The organism is Streptomyces canus (genome assembly GCF_041435015.1).
In the GTDB taxonomy this organism is placed as follows: Bacteria; Actinomycetota; Actinomycetes; order Streptomycetales; family Streptomycetaceae; genus Streptomyces; species Streptomyces canus_G.
Genome location: NZ_CP107989.1, coordinates 9807350 through 9834057, shown reverse-complemented (window position 1 = coordinate 9834057; position 26708 = coordinate 9807350). Strand labels below are relative to the sequence as shown.

Sequence of the window (26708 nt, the reverse complement as noted above, 5' to 3'; positions counted from 1 at the left end):
CGGCAGAGAGGGGCGCCCGCCGACTGCGAGCGATTCACCTGATCAAACAGTAACTGACTCATCAGATATTTCTCGACTCGTGTGATCTGGGACACATGCGAGCACTCATTGCCATTACATCTGCGCTGCCGCCGGTCCGCAGATCAGGGAAGTCGAGGCAGTACGTCCCGGGCCGTGTGGCTGAGGATGCGCAGATCCTCCGCGAACCGCTCGCGGTCGGCCTCCGGGAGGGGCTCCACGAAGTACCGCTTGATGTTCTCCAGGTGCACCCTGGCAGCGCGTACGGCCGTCTCCTCGCCCAGCGGGGTCAGCCGCACCAGCTTTCCGCGCCGGTCGTCAGGGGACTCCACACGCGTCACGAGACCAGCCGTCTCCATGCGATCCACCAGCCGGGTGGCGCCGCCGGTGGTCAGGACCTGCTCCTGTGCGACGGCCCGCATGGGGAGCCCCGGCTCACTCGCCCGACCGAGGATCAGCAGTACCTCGAAGACCAGATGGCTGATGCCGCACTCCACCTCGAGGGCCCGGCCGAGGATGTACTCCAGCCGGTTCGCCGCCCCCTGCAGCCGCCCGAACGCCAGGATGAGCTCATGGTCGGCGGCCTCCTTCGCCGTCCTGATCTCCGCTTCCTCATCCACGACCCCGCTGCCCCTCTCGTCGTCCCGGTACCACCGTACCGATCACGTACGCAGGGGACGGCGCCCCGGGGCCTCCTGCCACCCGGTTCGCATCGCGATCCCGAGCGGGCAGGAGCCCCCTCGCCAAACCGTTCAGTTGAAGGAGTTGCCCTTGTCCGTGCTGCGGTAGATCGGGAGGGTCGCGTTCTACGTCTCCCGCTTCGACTTCCGCCTGAACATCTTCCTGCTGCTGGTCTTCACCGCCGGCAACCTGCTGCCGCAGCAGGTCATCATCACCCCGCTGTACCGCATGTACCTGTTCATCGACCTGCCCGGCATCACGACGAGCGGCAAGCTGTACGACTCCGCCCTCGGCCTGGTCCTCATCCACGTGGCGATCCAGTCCAGCTTCTGCGCCTTCGTGCTCGCCAACTACATGCGCTCGCTCCCGCACGAACTGACCGAGGCCGCCCTCGTCGACGGCGCCTCCGTCTGGCGCCTGTACTGGCAGATCGTGCTGCCGCTGTGCAAGCCCGCGATGGCCGCCCTGGCCACCCTGCTGTCCATCTGGATCTACAACGACTTCTTCTGGGCGCTGGTCCTGATCTCCACGGGCGACAACATGCCGGTCACCTCGGCGCTGAACAACCTGTCCGGCCAGTACTTCACCGACCCCAACCTGGTCGCCGCGGGCGCCCTGCTCACCGCGATTCCCACGCTGATCGTGTACTTCGCGCTGCAGCGGCAGTTCGTCAGCGGCCTCACCCTGGGCGCCAACAAGGGCTGACACATCCCCACTTGCCCCTCCCCTACACCCCCCGGAGCACCACCAGTGAGTACCGCACGCCGTCTTCGCATTCCTGGAATCGCCTACGGAGGTGACTACAACCCCGAGCAGTGGCCCGAGGAGGTCTGGGCCGAAGACATGCGCCTCATGCGCGAGGCCGGGGTGACCATGGTCAGCGTCGGCATCTTCTCCTGGGCGCTGCTCGAACCGGCCGAGGGCGTCCACGACTTCGCCCGCATGGACAAGATCCTCGACCTGCTCCACGAGAACGGCAGCGCCGCCGGCCTGGTTCTTCCACAAGCACCCGGAAGCGCTGCCGGTCGACAGGGACGGCCGCGGACTGTCGTACGGCAGCCGCCAGACGTTCTGCCCGAGCAGCCCCGTCTACCGCCGAGCGGCGCTGCGGATCGCCGTAGCGCTCGCCGAGCGCTACGCCGACCACCCGGCCGTCGCCATGTGGCACGTGCACAACGAGTACGGCTGCCACAACGACGCCTGCTACTGCGACACCAGCGCCGCCGCCTTCCGCACCTGGCTGCGCGCCCGCTACGGCGACGACCTGGACGCCCTCAACCACGCCTGGGGCACCACGTTCTGGAGCCAGTGGTACTCCTCCTGGGACCAGATCCTGCCGCCCCGCACCACCGCGGCTCCCCCGAACCCCACCCATCAGCTCGACTGGCGCCGCTTCTGCTCCGACGAACTGCTCTCCCTGTGCACCGCCGAGCGCGACGTACTGCGCAGGGCCGCTCCGGACATCCCCGCGACCACCAACTTCCTGGTCCTGCGCACCATCGACGCCCTCGACTACTGGCGCTGGGCACCGGAGCTGGACATCCTCTCCAACGACCACTACCTGCTGTCCGACGACCCGGAGGCCGAGGTCGACATCGCGCTTCACGGCGACCTGATGCGTTCGCTCGCGGGCGGGCCGTGGTTCCTCATGGAGCATTCGACCGGCGCCGTCAACTGGCAGCCCGTCAACCGGGCCAAGGGGCCTGGAGAAATGCGCCGCGACGCGCTCGCGCACGTGGCCCACGGTGCCGACGGCGTCGCGTTCTTCCAGTGGCGTGCGGCCAAGGCGGGTGCCGAGCAGTGGCACTCGGCGATGCTGCCGCATGCCGGAACCGACAGCCAGATCTGGCGGGACGTCGTCCAACTGGGCGCAGATCTGCGGGCGTTGGCCGAGGTGCGGGACTCCACCAGCACCGCGCAGGTGGCGATCGTGTGGGACTGGGACGCCCGCTGGGCATTGGAACTGCCCTCCCAGGGGTCGCCGTCGACTTCGTACGCCCCGACGACCCCGACCTCGACCTCGACCTCGACCTCGACCGCTACGAACTCGTCCTGGCACCCTCGCTGTACCTGGTCGCGGAGGCAGCCGCGGCGAACCTCGCCCTGGTTCGCCGAGCGCGGGGGCACGCTGGCCGTCGGCTTCCACAGCGGCATGGTCGACGAGAACGCCCACGTGTACCTGGGTGGCTACCCCGGCGCGTTCCGCGACGTCCTCGGCGTGGTCACCGACGAGCTCTTCCCCCTGCTGCCGGGCGAGACGACTGGCCTGACCGGCGACGTGGCGTCGGGCGCCACGGCCGACCTGTGGTCGGAACGCATCCAGCTCACCGGCGCTCAGGCCGTCGCCTCCCACGCCGACGGCCCACTGACCGGCCACCCCGCCGTCACCCGCCACCAGTACGGGAAGGGCGCCGCCTGGTATCTGGGCACCCACCCCGACCCGGACACGCTCGCCGCTCTGCTCGACCGCATCCGTCAGGAGGCCGGTGTCACACCGGAGCACGACGCACCCGCCGGGATGGAGGCCGTCGGGCGCCGCGGCGCGGAGGCCGACTACCTGTTCCTCATCGACCACACCGGCAAGGGCGCCGAAGCACCTGCCGAAGGGGTCGAACTCCTCACCGGCACACCGGCACACCGGTCACCGGAACCGTCACCATCCCACCGGGAGGCGTCGCCGTGGTCCGCGAGCCCCGCTGAGCCCGTCCGGCGCCGGCTCGTCGGTGGACCCACCACGGCGGGGACCACTCACCCGGACCGCCTACCAGCTGCCGGATCCGTGCGTACCGTATGCCGGCGGGTCAGCCGAGGCCGTCGGCTCCCACGGTCACGGCGGACTCGTCGAGCAGGGCGTCGGAGACGGGCTGGGGGCTCCCATCGAGGTCGAGGACCGGGGTGGCCTCCTTGTACCAGGACTCGATGACGGCGTTGCCCCAGAAGTCGCGGCGGCGGTCGTCGTGGACGTTCCAGCGGTACGTCTCGTGGTCGGGGTCGCCGGTGTAGTAGTCGGAGGTGTAGATCTCCACCCGGTGGCCGTCGGGATCGCGCAGGTAGAGGTAGAACGCGTTGGAGACGCCGTGCCGTCCCGGGCCGCGTTCGATGTGGTGTTCCTTGCGGATCGAGCCGAAGAGGTCCGCGGCGCGCAGGACTTGGTGTGATTCGTGGGTGGCGACGCCGAGGTGGTGCAGTCGGGGTCCGGCACCGCCGGTGAAGGCGACGTCGTGGACGGTCTGTTTGCGGTACATCCAGGCGGCGTACAGCTCGTGTTCGTCGCCCTCGATGGTCTCCGAGCAGCCGAATCCGAGGTATTGGTAGTGGGCGTATGCGGCGGAGATGTCGGGGGTGCAGATGTTGAAGTGGTCCAGGCGGGCCACCTCGGCGCCGTGGCGCAGGTCGTAGCGCTGGATGAGGCGTTCGGCACGCTCGATGTCGTGGAAGAACTCGACGGGGAAGCCCAGCGGGTCGATGACGCGGACGGCGTCGCCGACGCCGGGCGTGCCTTCGCCCTTCTGGAGGCGCCGCACCGGTCCGCCGAGTCGGCGGAAGAACTTCTCTGCCTTGTCGACGTCCTCGGGAGTGCGGACCCGGTAGGCGAGGTGGTCGAGGGCGGCGAGGTCGCCCCTGCGCAGGACGAGGGAGTGGTGTGTCAACTCGTCGGTGCCGCGCAGGCACAGGGTGTCGGCGTCCTCGTACTGGACGTGGAATCCGAGCATGTCGACCCAGAACCAGCGGGCCGCCGCGAGGTCGGTGACGGCGAGCTGGGCGTAGGCGGAGCGGATCACATCCGGCGCGGTCACGAGGCGGCTCCGAAGCGGGGGGTGTGGACATCGCCGAGGGCGACGTGGACGATCTTCGACTCGGTGTAGAAGTCGATGCTGTGCGCGCCGCCTTCCCGGCCGACGCCGGAGGCCTTGACGCCGCCGAAGGGCGTGCGCAGGTCCCGTACGTTGTGGGAGTTGATCCAGATCATGCCGGACTCGACGGCGTGGGCGATGCGGTGGCCGCGCTTGAGGTTCGAGGTCCAGATGTAGGCGGCGAGGCCGAACTGGGTGGCGTTGGCCAGCTCGATCGCCTCGGACTCGTCGTCGAAGGGGGCGACGGCGACCACGGGGCCGAAGATCTCCTCCTGGAAGATCCGTGCGTCACGGGGGACGTCCGCGAAGACGGTCGGCTGGAGGTAATTGCCGTCGGCGAGGTGGGCGGGCCGGGTGCCGCCGGCGACGAGGCGGGCCTCCTTCCTGCCGATCTCGACGTAGTTCAGGACGCGTTCGTAGTGCTCAAGGTGCACCAGCGCGCCCACCTCCGTGGCCGGGTCGGAGGGCGGCCCGACGCGGACGGCGTCCGCCCGCTCCGCCAGACGGCGGGTGAACTCCTCGTACACCGGCCGTTCCACCAGGACACGTGAACCGGCCGTGCAGCGCTCGCCGTTGAGGGAGAACACACCGAAGACGACCGAGTCGAGGGCGGCTTCGAGGTCGGCGTCCGCGAAGACGACGGCCGGGGACTTGCCGCCCAGCTCCATCGAGGTGGTCTTCAGGTGCTGGGCACTGGAGCGGATGATGTGCCGGCCGGTGTCGGTGGAGCCGGTGAAGGAGATCAGCGGGACGTCCGGGTGGTCGACCAGTGCCTGGCCGGCCTTCTCCCCCAAGCCGTGCACGATGTTCACGACTCCGTCGGGCACTCCTGCCTCGGCGAAGATCTCCGGCCACAGCGAGGCCGACAGCGGGGTCCACTCGGCGGGCTTGAGGACCAGCGTGCAGCCGGAGGCCAGGGCCGGGGCCAGCTTCCAGCTCTCCAGCATGAACGGGGTGTTCCACGGCGTGATCAGCCCGGCCACGCCGACCGGCTTGCGCACCACGTAACTGAACTGCTCGTCCCCCTGCCGGAATGCCTCCTCGCCGAGGGCGACGATGACGTCGGCGAAGTAACGGAAGTTCTCCGCCGCCCGGCGGGCCTGCCCCCTCGCCTGGGTGATGGGGAGCCCCGTGTCGTACGACTCGAAGGACGCCAGCCGCTCGTGGCGGGCTTCGACGGCGTCCGCGATGCGGTTCAGGATGTTCGCGCGCTCCCGGTTGCCGAGGGACGACCAGGCGTGGAACGCGGACCTGGCGGCGGTCACCGCCCGTTCGACGTCGGCCGGGCCGCCGGCCGCGGCCTTGGCGTAGGGCGTGTTGGTCACCGGATCGGCCACGGGGAACGTCCGCCCGTCGGCGCTGTCGACCAACTCTCCGCCGATCCAGTGCTGGATGACGGGAGGCAGGTTCTCGATGCTCACGGTCAGGCTCCGATCTGTGCGGTCAGGTCGCCGCCCTCGGCCAGCAGCGCGCGGATCTTCGCCAGGCCCGTCTCGGTGGGTGTCGTCAACGGCGGGCGGACGTGGGCGGAGGCGATGCGGCCCTGCTGGGCGAGGACCCACTTGGCGGGCGCCGGGTTGGTCTCGACGAACAGCAGGTCGACCAGCGGGTGCAGGCGGTAGTGCAGGTCACGGGCCGCTTCGAACTCGCCGGCTTCCCACAGCCCGTACATCCGCGCCACCGCGGTCGGGGCCAGGTTGGCGACGGCCGACACGAAGCCCGCCCCGCCGAGTGCCATCAGCGGCAGGCAGAGCAGCTCGATGCCGGACCACACCAGCAGCGAGCGTCCGCAGGCATGCAGTACGCGGGAGAAGTGCTCGAAGTCCTTCGTGGTCTCCTTCACGCCGACGAAGTTGTCGAAATCGGTGAACAGCCGCTTGACCGTCTCCGGGGCGATGTCGACGGCGGTGCGGGAGGGCACGTTGTAGGCGACGATCGGCAGGTCCGGGAACTCCCGGGCCACCCTCGCGTACCACTCGTAGAGGGCCTCCTGCGTGGGCCGCGCGTAGTACGGCGTGATGACCAGGGCCGCGTCGGCGCCCAACTCCTGGGCAGATGCGGTGAGTTCCAGGGTCTCGTCGAGCTTGTGGGAGCCGGTGCCGGGCAGGAAGGGCACCCGGTCGCCGATCTCCTCGACCGCCGTGCGCATCGCGGCGATCCGCTCGGTGACGCTCTGCGCGCTCGGCTCGCCGGTCGATCCACCGAGCGAGATGCCGTGCGAGCCGAACTCCAGCTGGAAGCGGATCAGGCCGCGCAGGCTGTCGTGGTCGAGGGCGCCGTCCGCGGTGAACGGTGTGACGACGGGGGCGATGGACCCGCGGATGGCCGACGGGTCGCTGCGGAACTTCACTGTGTTTCTCCCTTGCACCAGTTCTCGTAGGCGTCGCGCCAGGCCGGGCCCAGCGGATACAGGCCGTCGACGCTCTCGCCCGCGGCGACCTGCTCGGTGATGAAGCGCTCCTGCCGTTCCTGTTCGAGGCAGTCGGCGATCAGCTCCTCGGCGAGGTCGGGCGGTACGACGACCACGCCGTCGGCGTCGCCGACGATCAGGTCGCCGGGCTGCACCAGAGCCCCGCCGCAGGCGATGGGCACGCCGGTGTCCCAGGGGACGTGCCGGCGGCCGAGGACGGAGGGGTGTCTGCCTGCCGCGTAGACGGGCAGGCCCAGGCCGGCGATGGCGGCGGCGTCGCGTACGGCGCCGTCGGTGACGACACCGGCCGCGCCGCGCCGGGCGGCCCTCAGTGCGAGGATGTCGCCGAGGGTGCCGGCGGTCGGGTCCCGTCGGGCGTCCATGACCAGGACGTGTCCGGGGCGCAGCTCCTCTATCGCCCGCTTCTGGGCGTTCATGCCGGTGCCGTACCGCTTGAACAGGTCCTCGCGCAGCGGCAGATAGCGCAGGGTGTGGGCCACGCCCACCATCGCCGTGCCGCTGACCAGTCGCACGCCGTCGATCGACATGTGCGGCAGACCGCGCGAGCGCATCTGTGCGCTCAGCGTCGCCACGGCCACCGAGCGAAGTCCGTCGGCGAGGTCTTCGGCCAGCAGCGGCTCGGGCACGTACCCGGCCCCGTAGGCCGATTCCTCCTCGGCCCGGTCGGTCCTGGGCTGCGCGCCCCACGGCTCCAGGTCGTGATCGGCGTCGGCGATCGGGTTGCGCAGCACCCCTGTACTCAACCGGCCGTCGCCGACCTCGACTTCGACCACGTCGCCCGGTCCGGCCACCGAGGCGCCGGCCGGGGTGCCAGTGAGGATGACGTCCCCGGGTTCCAGGGTGACCAGTCGGGACAGGTCCGCGACCAGCTCACCGAAGGGGAACAACAGGGTGTCGGTCGTGTCGTCCTGGACCAGCTCGCCGTTCACCCATGTCCTCAACCGCAGTCCAGCGGCGTCGAGTTCGGAGGCGTCCAGCAGCCGTGGCCCGATCGGGGTGAAGCCGTCCGCACCCTTGGAGCGAAGGTTGGAGCCGCGGTCGGCGTACCGCAGGTCGTAGACGCCCGCGTCGTTGGCGGCGGTCACCCAGCGCACATGGCGCCAGCCGTCCTCCGGTCGCACCTGTCGGGCCCGCGTACCGATGACGAGGGCGATCTCGCCTTCGAAGCCCAGGAGCCGGCAGCCCCGCGGCCTGACGATCGCCTCCTGGGTGCCGGCCAGCGACGACGGCGGCTTGAGGAAATAGGAGGGGTGGGCGGGGGTTCGGCCGCGCTCCTCGGCGCGGCTGCGGAAGTTGAGGTGGACAGCGATGATCTTCGATGGCGGGTTCCCCAAGGGGTGTGACACCGGGGCTCCTTCAGCTGCCGGACGACTCGCCGCGGTCGCGGACCCGCTCGCGCAGAGCAAGCAGTCCGTGCACCGCGTCGAGGGAGGGGGACGGGACACCAGTGCGGCGCGCGAGTTCGCGTACGGCGCCGACGATGGCGTCGAGTTCGAGGGGGCGGCCCCGGTCCGCGTCCTGCAGCATGGAGGTGCGGAACGCGCCGAGCTTGCGGGCGATGTCGAGCCGGTCGTCGGCCGTCATGGCGCTCTCGATGCCCAGTGCCCTGCCGACGGCCGCTGTCTCGTCGAACATGGTGGCGCAGACCTGTCGTACGTCGGGGTCGTCGAGGATGTCGAGGACGGCGGCACCGGTGAGTGCGCTGACGGGGTTGAGGTTGACGTTGCCCAGCAGCTTTTCCCAGATGTCCCGGCGGATGTCCGCGCTGGGTTCCGGGCGGACGGGCCCGGCGGAGAGGGCTGCGGCGCATCGGTGGACGCGGTCGGAGATCCCGCCTCCCGGGTCGCCGATGATCAGCCGGTCACCGCTGAGGTGCGTCACCCGGCCCGGGCCCTCGACAGCGCTGCTGAAGTGCGCCACACCGGACATCACCCGCTCGGCGGGCAGGAGCCGCAGCAGTTCCCCGTCGGGGTCGACCGATCGCAGCACGGCGTCTTCCCCGGCACGCTCGGCGGTGGACGGCAGCCACCAGGGCACTCCGTTGGCCACCACCAGCACGTCCGTGCCGTGCTCGACCCAGGTGCGGATACTACGGGCGGCGGGAAGCAGGTACTGGCTCTTGACACAGACGACGGCCAGGTCCGGGACGGGGAGCCGGGCGGCGTCGTATGCCGTGGGGAAGCGGTGACAGACCTCGGCTCCCGTTCCCCGGCCGCCTTCCGTCTCCCGGCCACGCAGCAGAAGCCCCTGCGCGGCGATCGCGTCGAGGTGCGGGCCAGGCCGTCCGAGCAGACAGACCTCGGCGCCCGAGGCGGCGAACGCCCCGGCGAGGGTGGCGCCGACGGCACCCGGGCCCACGACGGTGATCCGAGGTGGCCGACTGCTCGGCGGGGATGCGGGTGGATGCGACAACGCCGTCGCACCTCCTTTTCGGGTGTGGTCATGGGCCGGTGTGACCGTTCGCAGCGAGCATGCGCCGCCTCACGGCCCGCAACAATGTCGGTGCCTCCACGCACGGAGCTTGCCTGATGTAGATTCCGACATCCCCTTGAACGGAGGTCGGCATGACCGCGATGCCCCTGGAGCAGCTCGTCGAGGCCCTGCGAGGCGGTGTCATCAGCCTGCTGTCCGACGGCGCTGCGGCTGAATGGCGCGTCACCGGCGCCGAGTTGCTGGACCACCCGGAGGCGCTTGCGACCACCGCGCCCGGACACCTGTTGCTCGGGGTCGGCCTGGACATCGCCGACCGCGACGCGTTGGGCGCCGCCCTCCGGACAGCGGCAGACCAGTCCTGCGCACTCGCCGTCAAGTGCCCCACTCCCCCGCCGCCGGAGGTGTCGGCACAGGTCGCCACGGCCCGCGTCCCCGTGCTGGCCGTCGATCCGCGGGTGCCGTGGACGCGTGTGCAGCGTCTGGTCACGACCATCCTGGCCGCGCGCCGGGCGGTTGCGGAACCGGGCGGCGGTGGGGCCACGGGCGGCGACCTGTTCTCGCTGGCCAACGCGGTAGCGGGCACCGTCGGCGGCGCTGTCGCGATCATGGACACGCAGCAGGTGGTGGTCGCCTACTCGAACCTGCCCGACCAGCCCATCGACGAGACCCGGCGGCGCGGGATCCTGGGCAGGCGGGTGCCCGAGGACGCGCTCGCCGATCACCTGAACCGGGAGGTGTGGGTGAGCGACACGGTCGTACGCCAGCACCGACCCGGCGATCTGCCGCGCACGGCCGTGGTCATCAGGGCGGGCGAGGACGTACTCGGTTCCCTCTGGGTCGCCTTCCCCGACGAGGCCGCGGCCGCCGACTGCGGGCCCACCCTGCAGGAGGCGGCCCGGGTCGCGGCGCTGCACATGCTGGCGCTGCGCCGCCAGGTCGACGCCGAGCAGGAGAGCCGCGACCGCGCCCTGCGTCACGCGCTGGAAGGCCAGTTTGGGCAGGGAGACCCGCCCGGCGGTGTCCGCCTTCCCGCCGTGCTGGTCGGGTTGGCCGAGGCGATGCAAGAGGGCGGCGACGAGGAGTCATGGGAAGCCGGCACCGCGGCCCGACGCCGCGCCGCTCTGCTTCGGGCGCTGGATCTGGCCGTCCTCGACGGGCGCTCCCTCGGCTACGAACCGGCGGCGGCCCTGCTCGGGGACCGCGTCTACGTGCTGCTGCCGACTGCCGGTTCCGGCTCCGTGTCCACCGGTGTCCTGCTGGACCACCTCCTGGACCGGGCCCGGCACAGCCTGCACCGGTCGTTCACGGCGGTCGACTCCCCCACCGTCGGGACGACTTCCGCCCTGCTCGCGGCGCGCCGCGACATCGACGCCGCGCTCGACCACCTCCGGGAGCGGCGGGCCGGGACCGGCGCGTACCACGCCGGGGACCTGCGGCCGGAGCTGGTGCTGCGGCGGCTCGTCGGCGCCGTACGCGAGGACGCCGAACTGCGCACCGGCATCGCCGAACGCCTGCGGGCACACGACGCCGAACACGCCACCGACTACTGCGCCACGCTGCTCACCTATCTGCGGCATTTCGGCGATGTCGCCACGGCCAGCGCCGAGTTGCACATTCACCAGAACACGTTGCGGCTGCGGCTGCGCCGGGCCGAGGAACTCTTCGGCGTAGCGCTCGCCGATCCGACGCGGCGCCTTCTGCTGACGCTGGAACTGACCGCCCTGGCCGGCCTGTCGGAGCCGCCGACGAGGGGCTGATGTCGCATCGGACACCACTCCACCGGATTCACTGTCGAACCCGACATTGGCTCGCGGACGGTCGCGCGCCCATGCTCCTGCACACCGAGGCCTTCACCCGGTACCGGCGATGCCCACGCAGCAATCAAGGAGCACGGCAGTGACCGTTCTGGACACCCCGACGAGCACGGCGAAACCGGCGTACATGAGTGATGCGGAGTGGCGGGCGCGGCTCGAACTCGCCGCCTGCTACCGCGTCTTCCACCACCTCGGATGGGTGGAGATGATCTTCAACCACATCACCGTCCGGGTGCCCGGCGAGGAGGGACACCTCCTGATCAACCCGTTCGGCCTGATGTACGACGAAGTGACCGCGTCCAACCTCGTGAAGATCGACCTCGACGGCAACGTCCTGTCGGACTCGGACTGGCCCGTCAACGAGGCGGGGCTGCTGATCCACTCGGTGGTCCACGCCGGTCGGCCCGACGCGCACTGCATCATGCACACCCACACCACAGCAGGCACCGGAGTCGCCTGTCTGCGCGGTGGACTGGACCCGGACAACTTCTACGCCGCGCAACTGCACGACATGGTCGCCTACCACGACTTCGAGGGCATCACCGTCGACCCCGAGGAGAAGCCACGGCTGGTGGCCGACCTCGGCGACCGCGACCTGATGATCCTGCGCAACCACGGCCTGCTGGCGGTGGGACCGACCGTCCCCGCCGCCTTCGCCGCCCTGTGGACGCTGCAACGGGCCTGTGAGATCCAGCTCGCCGCCCAGCAGTCCGGGCAGCCGCTGACCGCGGTGAGCCGGGAGGCGGCGGTGCGCTCGACCAAGGAGTCCTTCCAGATGGGCGACCGTACCGAGGCGGGCAGGACCCTGTTCGACGCACTGCGCCGCAGGATCGACCGCGTCGCCCCCGACTACGCCGTCTGACACGCCTGCCGGTGACACGCCCACCGGACCACGCCGTCGGACACCCTCCCGCTCCCCCGGGCCAACGACGACCCGACGACGATCGGACTCCCCATGTCCCCATCCGCTCAGACATCCGGCAACCGGAGTCAGCACCGCACGGTCGCGCTCGCCGCCATGGCGGGCACCACCATCGAGTGGTACGACTTCTTCATCTACGCCCTGTGCACCGGACTCGTGTTCGGCAGCGAGTTCTTCGACGGGCTCGGCGAGGACTCGCTGGTCATCTCCTTCGCGACCATCGGCATCAGCTTCTTCTTCCGGCCGGTCGGAGCCGCGCTCGCCGGGCACCTCGGTGACCGGCTCGGCCGCCGCGCGATGCTGATCGCCACCCTGCTGCTCATGGGCGTCTCCACCACCCTGATAGGCCTCGTACCGTCGTCCGCCTCCATCGGGATGAGCGCCCCGGTCATCCTCGTCCTCCTGCGCATCCTTCAGGGCCTGTCCGCCGGCGGCGAGTGGGGCGGCGCCGCGCTGATCTCCGTGGAGCACGCACCACCGGGACAGCGCGGGAGGTTCGGCTCCTACCCCCAGCTCGGCGCACCGCTCGGCCTGCTGCTGGCCAACGGCGCCCTGGCGGCCGTCACCGCTCTCACCACGGACGACCAGTTCCTCGCCTGGGGCTGGCGCATCCCCTTCCTGCTCAGCGTCGTCCTCGTCGCCGCCGGGTTCGTCATCCGCCGCAAGGTCGAGGAAAGCCCCGCCTACCGGGAGCTGAAGGAGTCCGGGAACCAGTCGCGAGCCCCGATCGCCGTGCTGTTCAAGAACCACTGGCCGCTCGTCGTGGCGGGCGCCCTGCTCTTCGCCGCGAACAACGCCGTCGGCTACATGACCACCGGCGGCTACGTCCAGAGCTACTCCGTGAACCATCTGGGCATGGACCCGACGCTGATCCTCATCTGCGTCATGGTCGCCGCGGTCGGCTGGCTGGCCAGCACCCTCGCGGGCGGCCGGTTGTCCGACCGATTCGGCCGCCTCCGTGTCTACCGCATCGGCTTCGTCATCCAACTCGCCTGGATGTTCCCGTTCTTCGCGCTGCTCAACACGGCGAACACCGGCCTCGTCGTGGTGGCGCTCGTCCTCTACAGCATCGGCTTGGGGCTCACCTACGGTCCGCAGGCCGCACTGTTCGCGGAGCTGTACCCCACCGCCGTCCGGTACAGCGGTGCGGCCCTGTCGTACGCCATCGGAGCCGTACTCGGCGGCGCATTCGCCCCCATGATCGCCGAAGCCCTGCAGTCCGGCACCGGCACCGTGTATTCCGTCGCCGTCTACCTCGCGGGAGTGACGGTGGTCGGACTCGCCGTCACGTTCGTCCTGAAGGAGCGCCAGGGCGTGCCGCTCAGCGAGGCCGAGGCCGAGGCCGGCGAGAAGGACGAGCAGGCGGTCGTGACCGCCTGAGCAACGTCAAAACCGGCCGACGCAGCCCACGCCGCGGCGACAGGCGACCGACCACAACACCCCCTCCCCCCCACCACCACGCTTCGAGGAGCTCCCGCATGAACGAGCCGCACACCGCCCCCATCCGCCAGGCATCGCCCGAAGTCCGCCCCCACGGAGCCCTGACGCGCCGCCGCCTGTGGCAGCTCGGCGCCGCCGCGGCACTCACCGCCGGCGCAGCGTCGCTGCTTCCCGGACGTGCCTCCGCCGAGACCTCGGCGTCCGCGGTCCCCGCCGCACAGGACTACTTCGACCGCGCAGCCGAACTGGCCGGCGACGACCCGGTCCTCAAGAGCATCGTCAGCGCGCTCACCGCCGGCTACACCCCGCCGAGGCCCACCGCTCCCGCGCCACTGCGGATCTTCGACAACGTCGCCGTGCTCAGCGTCGGCTTCGTGTCGGCCACGGCGATCCTCACCCCACGCGGCATCATCCTCATCGACGCCCTCGACAACCCGGACGAGGCAGAGCAGTACATCGTCTCCGGACTGCGCAGCCTGGGGGCCGACCCTTCGACGATCAAGTACGTCGTGGTCACCCACGGCCACGGCGACCACTTCGGCGGCGCCCAGTACCTGGCCGACCGGTACGGAGCCCGGGTCATGATGGCCCCGGCCGACTGGGACCTCCTCGCCTCCACGTCCCCGGCCAACGCACCCACCCGCGACCTGGACATCGCCGACGGCCAGAAGCTGACGCTGGGCGGTACCACCGTGACGCTCGACCACACACCGGGACACACACCCGGCACCGTCTCGCCGATCTTCCCGGCCCGTTGGCGGGGCCGCACCCACACGGCGATGCTGTGGGGCGGGACCAACCCGCCCGCGGCCACCGCGAGCAAGCAGACGTACCTCTCCTCCGCCCTCACCTTCGCCTCCCGGGCGAGGCGGGCCGGTGTCGACGTCGAGCTGAGCAACCACGGCTTCGCCGACTACGGCCTCGAGCGCATGGAAGCGCTGCGCAGCGCGCCGAACGGCCGCGAGAACCCGTTCATCGTGGGCACCTCGACAGCACACCGCTTCATGAAGATCGTGGAGACCATGCTGCGCGGCCGCATCGCCCAGGATCAGCGGGCGGCCGCCACCACGACTGCGACGACGATGGCGGCCAGGAGCGCCCCCACGGCAGGCTGCTGCTGAAGTTCGCGACAACACGACGGTCACCGCTGCGCGCGCAGCGGTGACCGTCGGCCGTTGGTGGGCCGGGGATCTGCGGCGGCGCGTGCGTGAGGATGTCTCCCATTGATGCCGGAGGCAGAGGTGCGTGCCGGCACGGCGAGATGAGACAGCGCGCTGCCAATCTCGGCGCCGATGTTCCGCCGATCCAGCGACCTCCCCCTCAGCGAGCCTTTGCCAAGCCGCCGACGAACGTATCGGCCCCGCTCTCGAGCAACCGCGCGCTCCCGTGGTCGCGGTGGAGGCGGCCAAGACGGTTCCACCCCGGCCACCGCGGTGTGCCGGCCCATCGAACACGGCTGCCGGTCGCCGTGACCAGCACCTACAACGTCCTGGAAGCGGCCGTCACCCTCGCCGTGGGGCCCCCACCCATCCGACCTCTGCTTCAACTCTCTTCCACGCACTCCCCATTGACACCCTCTCACGCCTCCCCAATCATCAAGACATCCGATGATTGGGAGCCGCCATGAGTACGTATCCAAGACGTCACGTCCTCGGCGTCACGGCGGGTGTCGCTGCCTCAGCCGCTCTTTCCTTCGCCTCCACGACCGACGCCCACGCTGCTCAGGCGGTCGCAGAGCAGAGCCGGACCTGGGCGCCCGTGCCCGCTCCGGTTCCCGTACCCCTCGACAGCCTCTACGACAACGACGCCATCGACACCGCCGCCGCGCGCGGCGGCGACTTCGACGGCTCCGGCTACACGTTCCCGGGCGAGGAACTCCCGGCCGGCCAGGTGGAGGTGGACGGCGTTTCCTTCGTCTTCCCTTCCTCGGCCGCAGGCGCCAAGAACAACGTCGTCGCGCTCGGTCAGCGCATCGACCTGCCCAAGGGCCGCTACATGGCGGCCTACTTCCTCACCTCGGGGAGTTACGGCAACGCCTCGGGCAAGGCAACCGTGCACTACGCGGACGGTTCGACCACGACGGCCGGCCTGACCGGAGCGGACTGGTACGCGGCAGGCGGTTCGCTGTCGGCGCCGTACCGCTACGGTCCGGACGGCGCGAAGGACGACCACAGCGTCGGCATCGGCACCTCGGAGGTATGGGTCGATCCGCAGCGCGAGGCGATCGCCATCACCTTGCCGACCACCCACGCACCCGAGCCGAACCAGACCTCGCTGCACGTGTTCGCGCTCTCCCTCCAGCCGGTCGCCCAGGGACGCGCACTCATCCTGCGCGACGCCCACTCCACGAACTCGCTCCTGACGTCCACGGGCGCCCAGAGCGTCGAGGCCACCGTCGTCAACGCGGGGACCGCCGCCGTCCTGACCGGCGACGACGTGTCGGTACAGGTCACGGTGCCGGGCGCCCGGACCGTGGAGCCCGCCGCCGTCCGCCGCCTCGACCCCGGCGAGCAGGCTCGCGTCCGCATCGGTATCCGCAACCGCACGGGGACGGCACCCGGCACCTCCCAGGACGGCGTGGTGACGGTCACCGGCCGCGGCGCCACGGCCGCCACCCAGCGCAGCCGGTTGTCCCTCGGCGTCGCCGACTACCAGCCGACCGAGACCTCCCTCTCCGGTCACCAGGCGCCGTACTGGTTCCACAGCGCCAAGTTCGGCATCTTCATCCACTGGGGCGTGTACTCGGTGCCCGCCTGGGCGCCGGTCGGCACGCAGTACGCCGAGTGGTACTGGGACCAGATGCAGGACCCGAACAACCCCACGTACGCCCACCACCGGGACACCTACGGCGAGGACTTCGCCTACGACGACTTCATCCCGCGCTTCACGGCGGAGAAGTTCGACCCGCGATCCTGGGTCGAGCTGTTCCGGGACGCCGGTGCCCAGTACCACGTGCTGACCTCCAAGCACCACGAGGGATTCGCCCTCTGGGACACCAAGGTCTCCGACCGCAACGCCGTGAAGATGGGCCCGAAGCGGGACCTGCTCAAGGAGCTGTTCGAGGCGTCCCGGCGCTACACGCCCGAGCTCCACCGCGGCCTCTACTTCTCGATGCCCGAGTGGTTCAACCCGGACAACCCCTGGATGGGCCACGCCCCGCGCAACCCGTACACCCTCGACCCCGTGCCCTACACCGGATACAGCGCGGGCAAGGACTTCGTGAAGGACTATCAGGCCCCCCAGATGCTCGAGCTGATCCACGGGTACGACCCGGAGCTCATCTGGTGCGACATCGGCGGCGCCAACGACAGCGTGCACGTGCTCGCCGAGTACTTCAACCACGCCAAGAACCGGTCCCGTCCCATCGACGTCACCGTCAACAACCGCTCGGGCATCTCCTTCCACGACTTCACGACGCCCGAGTACACGACGTACGACAACACCGTGATCGCCAAATGGGAGTCCAGCCGCGGCCTGGACCCCTTCAGCTACGGCTACAACCAGGCCACCCCCGACGGCTCCTACATGACGACGGAACAGGTCGTGCAGAGCCTGGTGGACATCGTCTCCAAGAACGGCAACTTCCTGCTCGACATCGGCCCACGCGCCGACGGCACCATCCCGGAGATCATGCAGACACGACTGCGGGAGACGGGTCGGTGGCTGCGGACGAACGGAGAGGCCGTCTACGACACGACGTACTGGTCGAAGATGGCGGAACTGGGTGACGACCTCCGCTTCACCGTCCGCCCGAACCGGGCCTTCTACATCCACTCTCTGGCACAGCCGGGCTCACGGCTCACCGTTGAGGCGCCGGTCCCGATCCGCAACGGTGACACGGTGACGATGCTGGGCCACGACCGGCCACTGACCTGGACGCTCAGCAAGGGAGCGCTGGTGATCGACGTCCCGGCGGCGGCCCGCAAAGCGGGACAGCATGTCTGGGTCTTCAAGGTGAACTGGAACGCCTGACCGACGACGCCGAAGCGGCAGGAGGACGTGACCGCTCGCGGTGCGCTCAACGTCTTCCGGATGAGGACGCGGTCCTGCGGGGGCATCACTGCCTCCGCAGGAGGCTGTATCGGCGGTCACGTCTCTTTGGCCGTAGGAACGGTGAAGCTGAAGACCGTGGTGGTGTCGAGGGCTTCCCATTCCTGGGGCGAGTAGCCGTCGGGATGGCCTTCTCGGGCAAGGACCTTCACAGCCTGGTCGTGCGGGACGAGCTCCAGGGAGTAGGTTTCCGTGATTCCCCGTACGCCCGGATACCCCACCAGGTGAGGCGCGTCGTTCCAGCAGCCCGTTGAGTCCGGCTCGATGGAACCGTGTGGATAGTACTGGCCGGACCCCCGGTTTCCCGTGGTGTCCCGTGAATTGGGGTCGGGCCACACGGCCAGGAGCAGGTCCTGACCGGGGTGCGGCGCCAGTTTGATTTGCCCCACGACTTCGATGCTGGGATTGTCTCCGGCACTGATCCGCACTCGTACGTCGGGCTCGCTGCCGTTCTCGTAGTACTGGCGATTTTGTGGCACTGAATCGGGCGTCACCCAATGCTGGGACAACTTGTCCAGCTTGCACGACCCGGTTGACGTCGAGCTGCCTTGGGGATCGGATGTGACGGCCGCCCCTGACCTGCCGTCCTCGGGCAGCAGGAACGCCACGACCGGAACACAGAGCGCTGCTGCCGCGGCGATCACCGCCGCGATGATCTGGATCCGGTGGTTACTTCTCTGGGCAGCGTCACCATCGGTTGAACCGTTTCCGGCTGGTGCACCCGCGCCACTTCCCCCTGATGAGCTCATCGCGTCCCCCTGGTAGCTCATGTAGATGCCTTGTGTAGCGCATCGACGACTCCCTGAGCAGCGGCGCACGGTTGCGCGGGGTAGTGAACGTGAGCGTCACGAGCGCCAGGCGCTGAACCTGTGACGGTTCAGCCGGGCCTGCTGGTCACGTCAGGCCGGATCTGCTGCGCCACTCGCGCCAGTTGCCCGACCCGGGACCTTGAAGCATTCCTTGTCGCCGCCGGCCGCAGGGCTGAAGCAGGCTTGCACGGGCGTTCCGGGGCTGACGACACTCATAAGGGTGTGGACGTAGGTGTCCGCCTCCTTGCGGGTGGTGACCTGGGCGCTGTGGAGGGAACCGTGCCGGCCTCCCACTCGCATCTCGACGCGGTCCTTCACGGCGGCGCCCCACATCCGGGCCCAACTCGCCCCGCACTCCTGGCTGTAGCGGATCTGGATGAAGGCACCGGTGGCGGTCTCGTGTTCGGCCAGGGTCAGCGGCTCGGCCCCGCATCGCATCGCAATCGGGTCCTTGTTCTGACAGGCCGTGTGCCGACAGAGCACCCCGGTGGCCCCGGAGGGCGCGGGGGACGGTGGCGCCTCCTCGCGGTGCGTGGAGGGAAGGTGGGTGAGTACGAGCGCCCCAAGGACGACGGCACAGGTCGAGACGAGGGCGGTGACGACGTTCACGTGCCGACGGCCGGTGGAGCTGGTGCGCGTGTCGTCGGCGTCGCTCAAAGTTGTCTCGCCGGTGGCCGTGTCGGTGTCGGTGTCGGTGTCGGTGTCGGGTGGGACAGTGGTGGAGCCCGGGGTCGGTGTGTCCGTCCCGGTGGCCGTGCGCTGTCGAACAGGCATTGCCCGTGTCGACCCGGTGGCTTCCGCCCGGTCCGTGCGGGCGATGTCCAGGAGTGCCAGCGGATGGTCGGCGGGTTCGCCGGCGAGACGGCACAGCTCTTTGACCGCGCTGCGCGGTGGCAGGCTCTTGCCGTTGAGGTAGCGCTCCCAGGACGACTTGCTGTAGGTGGTCGCGTTCGCGAGCTGCGCGAGGCTCAGTCCGGTGCGCTGCCGCAACTGCTGGAGTACGACCGCCAGTCGCGCGCCCGGCGGTGAGGGCGCGCCGGCTGTCATCCGCGCAACGCCTTCCACGAGCGCGGCCCCAGCATGCCGTCGACTGCGAGGCCCGCGCGTTCCTGGAACGTCTTGACCGCCCGCAGCGTCAGCGGGCCGAACATGCCGTCGATGCCGCCGGGTGAGATGCCTGCCCGGCGCAGCAGACACTGCGCCTCGGCGACGTCGGCACCGGTGGCGCCGTAGACGATCTCGGTGTCGCGGCCCTTGTTGATGCCCGCCGACCAGCGGCCGTCGACCCGTGCGATGCGGCATGTGTAGGAGGGCGGTGGGGAGGCCGCGGTGGTGCGGGGCGAAGCGGTGACGGCTGCCCGACCGGCTTCGTCGTCAAGGCGCAGCATGAGCAGCAGCGCCGCCGAAAGGGCTACGGCCAGGGCGGCGATGCCTGCGGTGAGCGCGACGTGCGGGAAGCGACCGGAGGCCGGTCCGGTGGCACGGGGCGGCGTGCGCGGTGTCGCTGCGGCCGGTGGCCCGGGATGCGGCGTCGTCGCACGGGCCGGTTGCTCCTGTTCCCGCTCGCGCTGCTCGTTCTGCTGCTGTGCGGCGGGCCTTGCGCGGCGGCCGTCCCGGGCGTCGACGGCGATCTCGTGCAGCGCGAGCAGGGGAACGGGGTCGGTGCCGGTGATCCGGGCCAGGGCCTCCACCGCCTCCCGTGGTGGCAGCGACGTGCCTCCCAGGTAACGCTCCCACGACTTGGCGCTGTAGCCGGTCTTGACCGCGAGCTGACGCATCGTCAGCTCGCTGTGGTCCTTCAGCCCGCGTAAACGGGTCACCAACTGCCGTGCGCCGGGGTCGAGTTCCGCGGGCAGCGTCCTGGAGCGCGGCATGTTTCCCCCAAAGCGGTCATCACCATGGTCGTGTGCGTGAGCAGCGGCCCCCTCCGCTCCTGCGCATTCTGCATGAGCACGCCACATCTGTCACAGGTGTCCCACATCACCGTCCCACCGGATGCTGTCACCGCAGGTCAGCAGGGTGGTCGTCCCGTAAGACCGCCACCTGGGCCGCAGCCGTGGCCGCGGTGCCCGGGCGCCAGGCACCTTGGTCCCGCCACCTGGCCCGCTCGGCGTGACAGGTGCCGACCCCACAAACGAAAGAGGAACACATGCGACCGAACGCTCTGGGCAGGACCATCGCCGGCGTCATCGCCGTTGCCGGCCTCGCCGCCGGCAGTGTGGCGACCGCGGGCACCAGCTTCGCGGCGACCACGAGCACCGCGCGGACGGCTGCCGTCGCCCAGCCCGCCGCCGTGGCCGCGACGCAGAACTTCGGTCTGACCACGGCCGAGGCCAAGAACGTCCAGAACTTCCTCGCGGACTACTGGGGCTACACGGGCGGCATCGACGGCCAGCTGGGCACCAACAGCTGGAAGGCCTTCCAGCGCTGCCTCGCGACGTACTGGGGCTACACGGACGACATCGACGGGGACCCGGGGCCCAACACCATCAAGGCGCTGCAGCGTCTGCTGAAGGCTGACTACGGCTACACGGGCGCCATCGACGGCATCGCCGGTTCGGGCACCCGGGCGGCATTCAAGCGATTCGCCGCCTGACCGGTACGACCCGCCCAACCGGGCTGATCGTCGATTGACCGGCCGCGGCCCGTCCTTGCCCCGCAAGGACGGGCCGCGGATGTGTGTTCCCGCTCCCCCCCGTCCCCACCCCACGCCCGTCTCGAGAAGGAGAACCTCGCCGCCATGGGAAGACCCCCGTTCCTCGTTCACGCCGAAGACAAAAACCCACCGCACCGGGTCGCGCACCGCACCCGGGCCGGCTGGCGTGTCCGCGTCGGGACATTCGCCGCCACCGCGGCGATGGTCTCGGCCGCCATCGTGCTCGGCGCCGGCCCGGCGTCGGCGGCGCCGGCTCCGATCAGGCTGACGTCCGCGTCCTGCCCCAACGAGATCGTGCAGGGCCAGGCGAGCGGTTGTGTCACCGAGTTGCAGAACCTGCTCAACGCCCACGGCGCCGGTCTGGTGGTGGACGGTCAGTTCGGGTCGGCCACCCTGTACGCGGTCCGTGAGTACCAGGCCGCCACAGCGATCGCGGTGGACGGGCGGGTGGGCCCCGCGACCAAGGGCAAGCTGTACGCGACCGGCGGCTCGGCGCCCGCCCCCGTCAACCTCAACTCCTCCTCCTGCCCCGCGAACATCGTGCAGGGCGCCAAGGGCGGATGCGTCACCGAGCTCCAGCGGCTGCTCGTTCACCACGGTTACGCGGTCGACGTGGACGGCGACTTCGGCGCGGGGACCGCGAGCGCCGTCCGCAGCTTCCAGTCCGCCCACGGTCTTACGGCCGACGGCCAGGTCGGCACGAACACCAAGCGAGAGCTGTACGACACCGACGAGTCACCGTCGACGGGCCTGGACCTGAGGTCGGCGTCCTGCCCGGCGAACATCGTGGAGGGGCAGAGCGGCGGTTGCGTCGCCACGCTCCAATCCCTGCTGAACGGCAAGGGGCAGAGCCTCGCCGTCGACGGCAGCTTCGGCCCGCAGACCCTGGCGGCCGTAAAGGCGTTCCAGTCCGCGAGCGGCCTCACCGCCGACGGTCAGGTCGGCCCGAACACCAAGGCCGCCCTGTACTCGAACATCGGCGGTGGCGGCGGCAACGGCGCGCCCGCGCCGATCAATTTGAACTCCGCCTCCTGCCCGAACGAGGTCGTGCAGGGCCAGCGCAGCGGCTGCGTCACCGAGTTGCAGAGCCTGCTCAACCACCATGGTGCCGATCTCGCCGTCGACGGCGACTTCGGGCCGCTCACCGACAGTGCCGTCAGGGACTTCCAGGCCGAGAAGGGCCTCTCGGTCGACGGCCAGGTGGGGCCGAACACGAAGGCCGCCCTGTACGGTGCGGTCACCCCGCCGTCGTCGCCCCCGCCCGGCGGCGGGTACGCCAAGATCCTCGATGTGGCGGCGGCCGAGGTGGGCACGGTCGAGGGCAGCGCCCGCGCGAACAGCTACGGCTCATCCGTGGGACTTTCGCTGTCCACCAGCAACTACGCCTGGTGCGCGACCTTCGTGAGCTGGGTGGCCAAGCAGACCGGAGCCACGTCCTACCGCAACACCTACGTCTCGGGCTGGGTCAAGCAGGCGCGGGCCGGCAACTACCACCTGTCGGTGACCACCAACCCGCAGCCGGGTGACATCGTGGCCTTCGACTGGGACGGCGGAAGCGACTTCACCGGTGGCCACGAGCACATAGGCATCGTGCGCACGGCGCCCGCAGGGTCGTCCTTCACCACCGTCGAGGGCAACACGAGCAACCCCAACGGCGGCAGCGACGGCGTCTACGTCAAGTCCCGTTCCACGAACAGCGGTTACGACGTGGTCTTCATCCGGGTCCGCTGAGCCGAACTGCCGGGGTCCTCGGCGGCCTTCCCAGGACTCCGGCACCGGCGACTGCTTCAGCGGGCGCACGGAGAAGTCGTACGACAGTCTGCTGCGGCGCGGGCTCCGGATCGGCATACCGGGCGGCCGGCAAAGGGCCAGGCATCCCAAAACCATGGTCACCGGGCGGCGTTGTGGGGAAAATGGCCGTCATGACGTACGAAGGCTCCCCCATCGACCCGTCCAAGCCCAGCATCGCCCGCGTGTACGACTACTTGCTGGGCGGCAAGGACAACTACGCCGTGGACCGAGAGATCGGCGACGTGTTCAAGCGTGACCTGCCCGGCTCGGTGGCCATCGCCTTCGCCAACCGCGCAGCCCTGACCCGCGCGGTCGGGGAGATCGTGAAAACCACCGGCATCCGGCAGTTCATCGATCTGGGCAGCGGTCTGCCGACCGCCGACAACGTCCACCAGGTCGCGCAACGGCACGCGCCCGAGGCCCGGGTCGTCTACGTCGACATCGACCCTCAGGTCCTCGTCCACGGTCGGGCGCTGCTGGAGAAGGACGAGCGGACCCGGGTCGTCGCGGTCGACGTACGCAACCCCGAGGGTGTCCGCACCCACCCCGACACCCGCGACATGATCGACTTCACTCGTCCCGTCGCCGTCGTGTTCAGCGCGATTCTCCACCACGTCAACGACGACGAGGACCCGGCCGGCATCGTGCGCTACTGGCGCGACCAGGTGCCTTCCGGAAGCCATTTCTTCATCAGCCACTTCCGCTCCGGCAACAACCCGGAGACACGGGAGGCCGAGAAGGTCCTCCAGCAGACGTTCGGCCGCGGCCGGTGGCGCACCGACGCGGAGATCGCCTCCCTCCTCGACGGCCTGGAGATCCTCGACCCGGGTATCGTCCCCGCACCGCTGTGGCGCCCCGACCAGATCGAAACCCCCTGGAACAACAGCGGGGAACGGCAACTCACGGTCTGGGAACACCTCATCGCCGCCGGGCTCGCCCGCAAGCCCTGACCATCCCGGTCGACGTCGAGGTCGCGGCTTGGAACACCTCTCGTGACAGCGCGGGAGCCTCGCGCGTGGCGCACACCACCGGCGTCACTCGCTCAGTGACCGCGCCGCAAGTCCTCAGCGGATGTTCAGCGCTCCGCGCGGCGTGCCAACAGCACCGAGTCCTCGGCCTCGACCGGCCCGGTGTCCCGTTTGAGCGTGCGGGTGCGCTGCTCCACGACGACGGGCTCGAAGTCGTCCGGCAAGCCGGGGAGGAGTTCTGCGGCCAGGAACATCGCCTTGCGGTGGCTCTCGGCGAGCTGCGTGAACTCATGGGACGGCGCGTGCCCGACCACGAGGAGCAACCCGCCCGGGGCAACGGCTGTGGCGAGCCGACGGGTCACCTCGACCATGCCGCCGTCGGGGGCGTGCAGATAGTGGCTGGTGACCAGGTCGTACGAGCGGTCGCCGGCATCGAAGGTCCTGGCGTCCACCCACCACCAGTCGACATGGTCGGCCACGCCGGCCTGCTCGGCGTGGCGGGCGGCGCGGGCCAGGCCCTCGGCCGAGAAGTCGGCGCCGGTCACGCGCCAGCCCTGACCGGCCAGCCAGACGACGTCACCGCCCTCGCCGCATCCGACGTCCAGCGCCGTTCCAGGGGTGAGCTCACCAGCGGTGGCGACGAGCTGTGGATTGGGCTCGCCACTCCAGAACCGCTCCTGCCCCGCGTAGCGCTCGTCCCAACCCGCCGGCTCGAACATCGCGGCGGCCGCCTGCTCGTCGTGCTCGCCGCCTCGACCGTGCTCGTGGTGACCTGACACCGGATGCCTCCCGTTGCTCGTGATGCTGTGTCGCGTCGCCCCGCTGATCATCCATCCTTGATCGGCGTGCGGGGCTCGTTGTCGATGGTGCCGGGACCCGTGCTGATGCGCACACAAAGTTGCCGGACCGGCAAACGGCACAGCTCGACGCCCTCGCCTCGGGCAAGGTGAGCGGTCTGCCGAGCGGCGCACGGTGTCGGTGATCACGGGCGTGTCGAAGCCCATGCCTACCGAGCGAGCCCGTGCCTCCCATCTGTTTCTTCTCACGTCCCGCCCTTTGTCCTCTCCTTGGTGTGTTGGTCGCGGCCTCTATGGCCGGCCGGCGCTATGAAATGGGGCTCAGGGGTTGTCCGGCCACGCCAGTCGTCGGGCGGAGTGAGCCGACACGGCCCCGACCATGAGCGTGTGACACCTGCGAGCGTCATGACCGTGGACGGCGAGGTGCGGTCCACGACGAAGCCGCCGGCCAGTGCCCCTAGGGAAGGTCTGAGATGTGACGGGGACTGCGCCGTAGTGCCACAGCGCCGATTTGCCACTGCCCCAGGACGGGGAGCAACAGAGGGGTGGCCGCGATCACGGCGGCGGCGAGACCGAGGACGGCCCGGGGATGGCGAGTGACCAGTGCGCCGCCGAGGAAGTTCCCGATGATGCCCGCGGCGCCGTAGCCGAGCAGGAAGACGGTGATCCGTCGAGGGCAGACGCCGGTGACCTGCTCGAGAAACGGCGTGACCTAGGTGTGGGCCCCGAAGTGCGCCAGCACGACCAGGATGGTCAGCACGAGTGCGAAGCGGGTATTGACGCACTTCAGCATGCCGCGCACTACGTCGAGTCGGATGGTTTACGTGGGCGGCAGGGGCGGCGTGACGACCAGCAGCATGATCAGCACGCCGACAGTGAGGGCGTTCATCACGGCGAATGCGGTGCGCCAGCCGACCAGATCCCCGATGAAGTGCCGGGCTGGAACGCCGAGTACCGAACCCAGCGGCACCGCGGAGAAGATCACGGTCGTGGCGCGGCCCACCGATCGGGCGGGCACCAGACGCTCGGCCAGTGATGCGCCGATCGTCCAGAGGCCGCCGACGACGACACCGACGACGATCCGGGACACCAGGACGATCCGCCGGCGGGTGCGTAGGCCGATAGGCCACCGGAACGGACCCACACTGCCCTCGCGAGGAAGGGTGGAAGCAGTCAGGCTGGTCATGAGCCCGCCCGGCGACACACACGCCGGGGGGAGGGAGCTGATCACCATGACGACACCGGTGGGATTCCACGACCGCCCGGTCCGGGTGAACGCGCACATCGACTCGCCACTGTCCCGATGGCTGTGGCTCGTGAAGTGGCTCCTCGCCATTCCGCACTACGTGGTGCTGTTCTTCCTCTGGATCGCTTTCACCGTGGTGACCGTGATCGCCTTCTTCGCCATCCTGTTCACCGAGCGCTATCCCCGAGCCCTGTTCGACTTCAACCTAGGAGTATTGCGCTGGAGTTGGCGGGTCTCGTACTACTCGTACGACGCCTTGGGCACCGACCGGTATCCCCCGTTCAGCCTGGGCGAGGAAGCGGACTACCCGGCACGGCTGGACATCGCCTACCCGGAGCGGCTCTCCCGCGGCCTGGTGCTGGTGAAATGGTGGCTCCTGGCCATCCCGCACTACATGGTCATCGGCTTCTTCCTCGGCGGCGCCCACCTCGGCTGGTGGTCCGGTGGCCTGATCGCCCTGCTGACAGTCATCGCGGCCGTGATCCTGGCCTTCACCGAGAAGTATCCGAAAGATCTCTTCGACCTGATCATCGGCCTCAACCGGTGGGTCCTGCGAGTCACCGCGTACGCCGCTCTGATGACGGACAAGTACCCACCGTTCCGCCTGGACCTGGGCGGCTCGGAGGCCGCCACTCCGGAAGAGCGGGCGTAATCGCCGCGCCACTGGCCGCACTCCCCACCGTGCACGGGCTGGGCACCCCGCCCTTCGGCGCCGGACGCCAAAGGGGCCTGGACGGTAGGCGCTCGGCCTCCTGTCCTTCGCCTCCAGGCGTCACGGACCGGGCGGACATCGCCTCG

General features: G+C 70.0%; 19 protein-coding genes and 3 pseudogenes. 11 read left to right on the top strand and 11 right to left on the bottom strand.

Annotated elements, in window-relative coordinates; all coding sequences use genetic code 11:
- Nucleotides 1-143: 143 nt before the first annotated feature.
- Nucleotides 144-638: a MarR family winged helix-turn-helix transcriptional regulator gene (locus OG841_RS44785; protein WP_326672201.1), complete on the bottom strand. Its 495-nt coding sequence runs from the start codon at nucleotides 636-638 to the stop codon at nucleotides 144-146.
- 178 nt (nucleotides 639-816) lie between these two features.
- Here OG841_RS44785 and OG841_RS44780 point away from each other — a divergent pair.
- Together OG841_RS44780 and OG841_RS44775 are read left to right on the top strand one after the other, a co-directional pair.
- Nucleotides 817-1404, top strand: a pseudogene (locus OG841_RS44780) (carbohydrate ABC transporter permease); the annotation flags it as partial.
- 138 nt (nucleotides 1405-1542) lie between these two features.
- A pseudogene (locus tag OG841_RS44775) lies at nucleotides 1543-3130 on the top strand (beta-galactosidase); the annotation flags it as partial.
- Nucleotides 3131-3500: 370 nt separating this feature from the next.
- Here OG841_RS44775 and hpaD read toward each other — a convergent pair.
- The 5 genes from hpaD to OG841_RS44750 are packed head-to-tail and all read right to left on the bottom strand — an operon-like array spanning nucleotide 3501 to nucleotide 9342.
- Nucleotides 3501-4496 carry a 3,4-dihydroxyphenylacetate 2,3-dioxygenase gene (gene hpaD / locus OG841_RS44770; RefSeq protein ID WP_328636103.1) on the bottom strand — a complete coding sequence of 332 codons (996 nt, stop codon included), beginning with the start codon at nucleotides 4494-4496 and terminating at the stop codon, nucleotides 3501-3503.
- Nucleotides 4493-5974, bottom strand: coding sequence for a 5-carboxymethyl-2-hydroxymuconate semialdehyde dehydrogenase (gene hpaE / locus OG841_RS44765; protein ID WP_328636104.1), 1482 nt, complete (start codon nucleotides 5972-5974; stop codon nucleotides 4493-4495). The genes hpaD and hpaE overlap by 4 nt, the downstream gene beginning before the upstream one ends.
- A 2-nt stretch (nucleotides 5975-5976) precedes the next feature.
- On the bottom strand, nucleotides 5977-6903 hold the full coding sequence (gene dapA, locus OG841_RS44760) for a 4-hydroxy-tetrahydrodipicolinate synthase (protein WP_328636105.1): 927 nt from the start codon (nucleotides 6901-6903) through the stop codon (nucleotides 5977-5979).
- The gene (locus tag OG841_RS44755; RefSeq protein ID WP_328636106.1) at nucleotides 6900-8330 is read right to left on the bottom strand and encodes a fumarylacetoacetate hydrolase family protein; all 1431 of its coding nucleotides are present in this window, start codon (nucleotides 8328-8330) and stop codon (nucleotides 6900-6902) included. The genes dapA and OG841_RS44755 overlap by 4 nt, the downstream gene beginning before the upstream one ends.
- 10 nt (nucleotides 8331-8340) lie before the next feature.
- Nucleotides 8341-9342, bottom strand: a complete 1002-nt coding sequence (locus tag OG841_RS44750) for a ketopantoate reductase family protein (protein ID WP_328636107.1) — start codon at nucleotides 9340-9342, stop codon at nucleotides 8341-8343.
- Between the two features lie 206 nt (nucleotides 9343-9548).
- Here OG841_RS44750 and OG841_RS44745 point away from each other — a divergent pair, with 206 nt between their 5' ends.
- From OG841_RS44745 to OG841_RS44725, 5 genes are all read left to right on the top strand, one after another.
- Nucleotides 9549-11174: a PucR family transcriptional regulator gene (locus OG841_RS44745; RefSeq protein ID WP_328636108.1), complete on the top strand. Its 1626-nt coding sequence runs from the start codon at nucleotides 9549-9551 to the stop codon at nucleotides 11172-11174.
- Nucleotides 11175-11313: 139 nt separating this feature from the next.
- Nucleotides 11314-12093, top strand: coding sequence for a class II aldolase/adducin family protein (locus OG841_RS44740; RefSeq protein ID WP_328636109.1), 780 nt, complete (start codon nucleotides 11314-11316; stop codon nucleotides 12091-12093).
- Nucleotides 12094-12186: 93 nt separating this feature from the next.
- On the top strand, nucleotides 12187-13533 hold the full coding sequence (locus tag OG841_RS44735; protein ID WP_328636110.1) for an MFS transporter: 1347 nt from the start codon (nucleotides 12187-12189) through the stop codon (nucleotides 13531-13533).
- A 98-nt stretch (nucleotides 13534-13631) separates the two neighbouring features.
- Nucleotides 13632-14714 (top strand): MBL fold metallo-hydrolase, encoded by a 1083-nt coding sequence (locus OG841_RS44730; RefSeq protein ID WP_328636111.1) that lies wholly within the window; start codon nucleotides 13632-13634, stop codon nucleotides 14712-14714.
- Between the two features lie 502 nt (nucleotides 14715-15216).
- Nucleotides 15217-17565, top strand: a complete 2349-nt coding sequence (locus OG841_RS44725) for an alpha-L-fucosidase (protein WP_328636112.1) — start codon at nucleotides 15217-15219, stop codon at nucleotides 17563-17565.
- Nucleotides 17566-17681: 116 nt separating this feature from the next.
- Here the strand turns inward: OG841_RS44725 and OG841_RS44720 are convergent, their stop codons facing one another.
- The 3 genes from OG841_RS44720 to OG841_RS44710 all read right to left on the bottom strand — a co-directional run bounded on the left by OG841_RS44720 (nucleotide 17682) and on the right by OG841_RS44710 (nucleotide 20326).
- Entirely contained in the window at nucleotides 17682-18413 is a 732-nt protein-coding gene (locus OG841_RS44720; RefSeq protein ID WP_371570041.1) for a hypothetical protein, read from the bottom strand.
- 129 nt (nucleotides 18414-18542) lie between these two features.
- Nucleotides 18543-19499 carry a helix-turn-helix domain-containing protein gene (locus OG841_RS44715; RefSeq protein WP_371570039.1) on the bottom strand — a complete coding sequence of 319 codons (957 nt, stop codon included), beginning with the start codon at nucleotides 19497-19499 and terminating at the stop codon, nucleotides 18543-18545.
- Entirely contained in the window at nucleotides 19496-20326 is an 831-nt protein-coding gene (locus OG841_RS44710) for a peptidoglycan-binding protein (RefSeq protein WP_328636115.1), read from the bottom strand. Before OG841_RS44710 ends, OG841_RS44715 begins: the two co-directional genes overlap by 4 nt.
- A gap of 275 nt (nucleotides 20327-20601) precedes the next feature.
- Between OG841_RS44710 and OG841_RS44705 the strand changes: the two genes are divergently transcribed.
- The 3 genes from OG841_RS44705 to OG841_RS44695 all read left to right on the top strand — a co-directional run bounded on the left by OG841_RS44705 (nucleotide 20602) and on the right by OG841_RS44695 (nucleotide 23849).
- Entirely contained in the window at nucleotides 20602-21048 is a 447-nt protein-coding gene (locus OG841_RS44705; protein ID WP_328636116.1) for a peptidoglycan-binding domain-containing protein, read from the top strand.
- Nucleotides 21049-21192: 144 nt separating this feature from the next.
- On the top strand, nucleotides 21193-22839 hold the full coding sequence (locus OG841_RS44700) for a peptidoglycan-binding protein (RefSeq protein ID WP_328636117.1): 1647 nt from the start codon (nucleotides 21193-21195) through the stop codon (nucleotides 22837-22839).
- A gap of 191 nt (nucleotides 22840-23030) precedes the next feature.
- On the top strand, nucleotides 23031-23849 hold the full coding sequence (locus tag OG841_RS44695; protein WP_328636118.1) for an SAM-dependent methyltransferase: 819 nt from the start codon (nucleotides 23031-23033) through the stop codon (nucleotides 23847-23849).
- Between the two features lie 125 nt (nucleotides 23850-23974).
- Here the strand turns inward: OG841_RS44695 and OG841_RS44690 are convergent, their stop codons facing one another.
- Both OG841_RS44690 and OG841_RS44685 read right to left on the bottom strand, forming a co-directional pair.
- Entirely contained in the window at nucleotides 23975-24646 is a 672-nt protein-coding gene (locus OG841_RS44690; RefSeq protein ID WP_371570035.1) for a class I SAM-dependent methyltransferase, read from the bottom strand.
- 339 nt (nucleotides 24647-24985) lie between these two features.
- A pseudogene (locus tag OG841_RS44685) lies at nucleotides 24986-25763 on the bottom strand (MFS transporter); the annotation flags it as partial.
- Between the two features lie 133 nt (nucleotides 25764-25896).
- On the opposite strand from OG841_RS44685, the gene OG841_RS44680 reads away from it, so the two are divergent.
- Nucleotides 25897-26562, top strand: a complete 666-nt coding sequence (locus OG841_RS44680; RefSeq protein WP_328636120.1) for a DUF4389 domain-containing protein — start codon at nucleotides 25897-25899, stop codon at nucleotides 26560-26562.
- Nucleotides 26563-26708 lie beyond the last annotated feature (146 nt).

Bases quoted from the DNA above. Each gene is read 5' to 3' on its own strand.
- OG841_RS44745 (WP_328636108.1), top strand. From the start codon at position 9,549: ATGACCGCGATGCCCCTGGAGCAGCTCGTCGAGGCCCTGCGAGGCGGT.
- OG841_RS44735 (WP_328636110.1), top strand. From the start codon at position 12,187: ATGTCCCCATCCGCTCAGACATCCGGCAACCGGAGTCAGCACCGCACG.
- OG841_RS44730 (WP_328636111.1), top strand. From the start codon at position 13,632: ATGAACGAGCCGCACACCGCCCCCATCCGCCAGGCATCGCCCGAAGTC.
- OG841_RS44725 (WP_328636112.1), top strand. From the start codon at position 15,217: ATGAGTACGTATCCAAGACGTCACGTCCTCGGCGTCACGGCGGGTGTC.
- OG841_RS44720 (WP_371570041.1), bottom strand. From the start codon at position 18,413: ATGAGCTACCAGGGGGACGCGATGAGCTCATCAGGGGGAAGTGGCGCG.
- OG841_RS44715 (WP_371570039.1), bottom strand. From the start codon at position 19,499: ATGACAGCCGGCGCGCCCTCACCGCCGGGCGCGCGACTGGCGGTCGTA.
- OG841_RS44710 (WP_328636115.1), bottom strand. From the start codon at position 20,326: ATGCCGCGCTCCAGGACGCTGCCCGCGGAACTCGACCCCGGCGCACGG.
- OG841_RS44705 (WP_328636116.1), top strand. From the start codon at position 20,602: ATGCGACCGAACGCTCTGGGCAGGACCATCGCCGGCGTCATCGCCGTT.
- OG841_RS44700 (WP_328636117.1), top strand. From the start codon at position 21,193: ATGGGAAGACCCCCGTTCCTCGTTCACGCCGAAGACAAAAACCCACCG.
- OG841_RS44695 (WP_328636118.1), top strand. From the start codon at position 23,031: ATGACGTACGAAGGCTCCCCCATCGACCCGTCCAAGCCCAGCATCGCC.
- OG841_RS44680 (WP_328636120.1), top strand. From the start codon at position 25,897: ATGACGACACCGGTGGGATTCCACGACCGCCCGGTCCGGGTGAACGCG.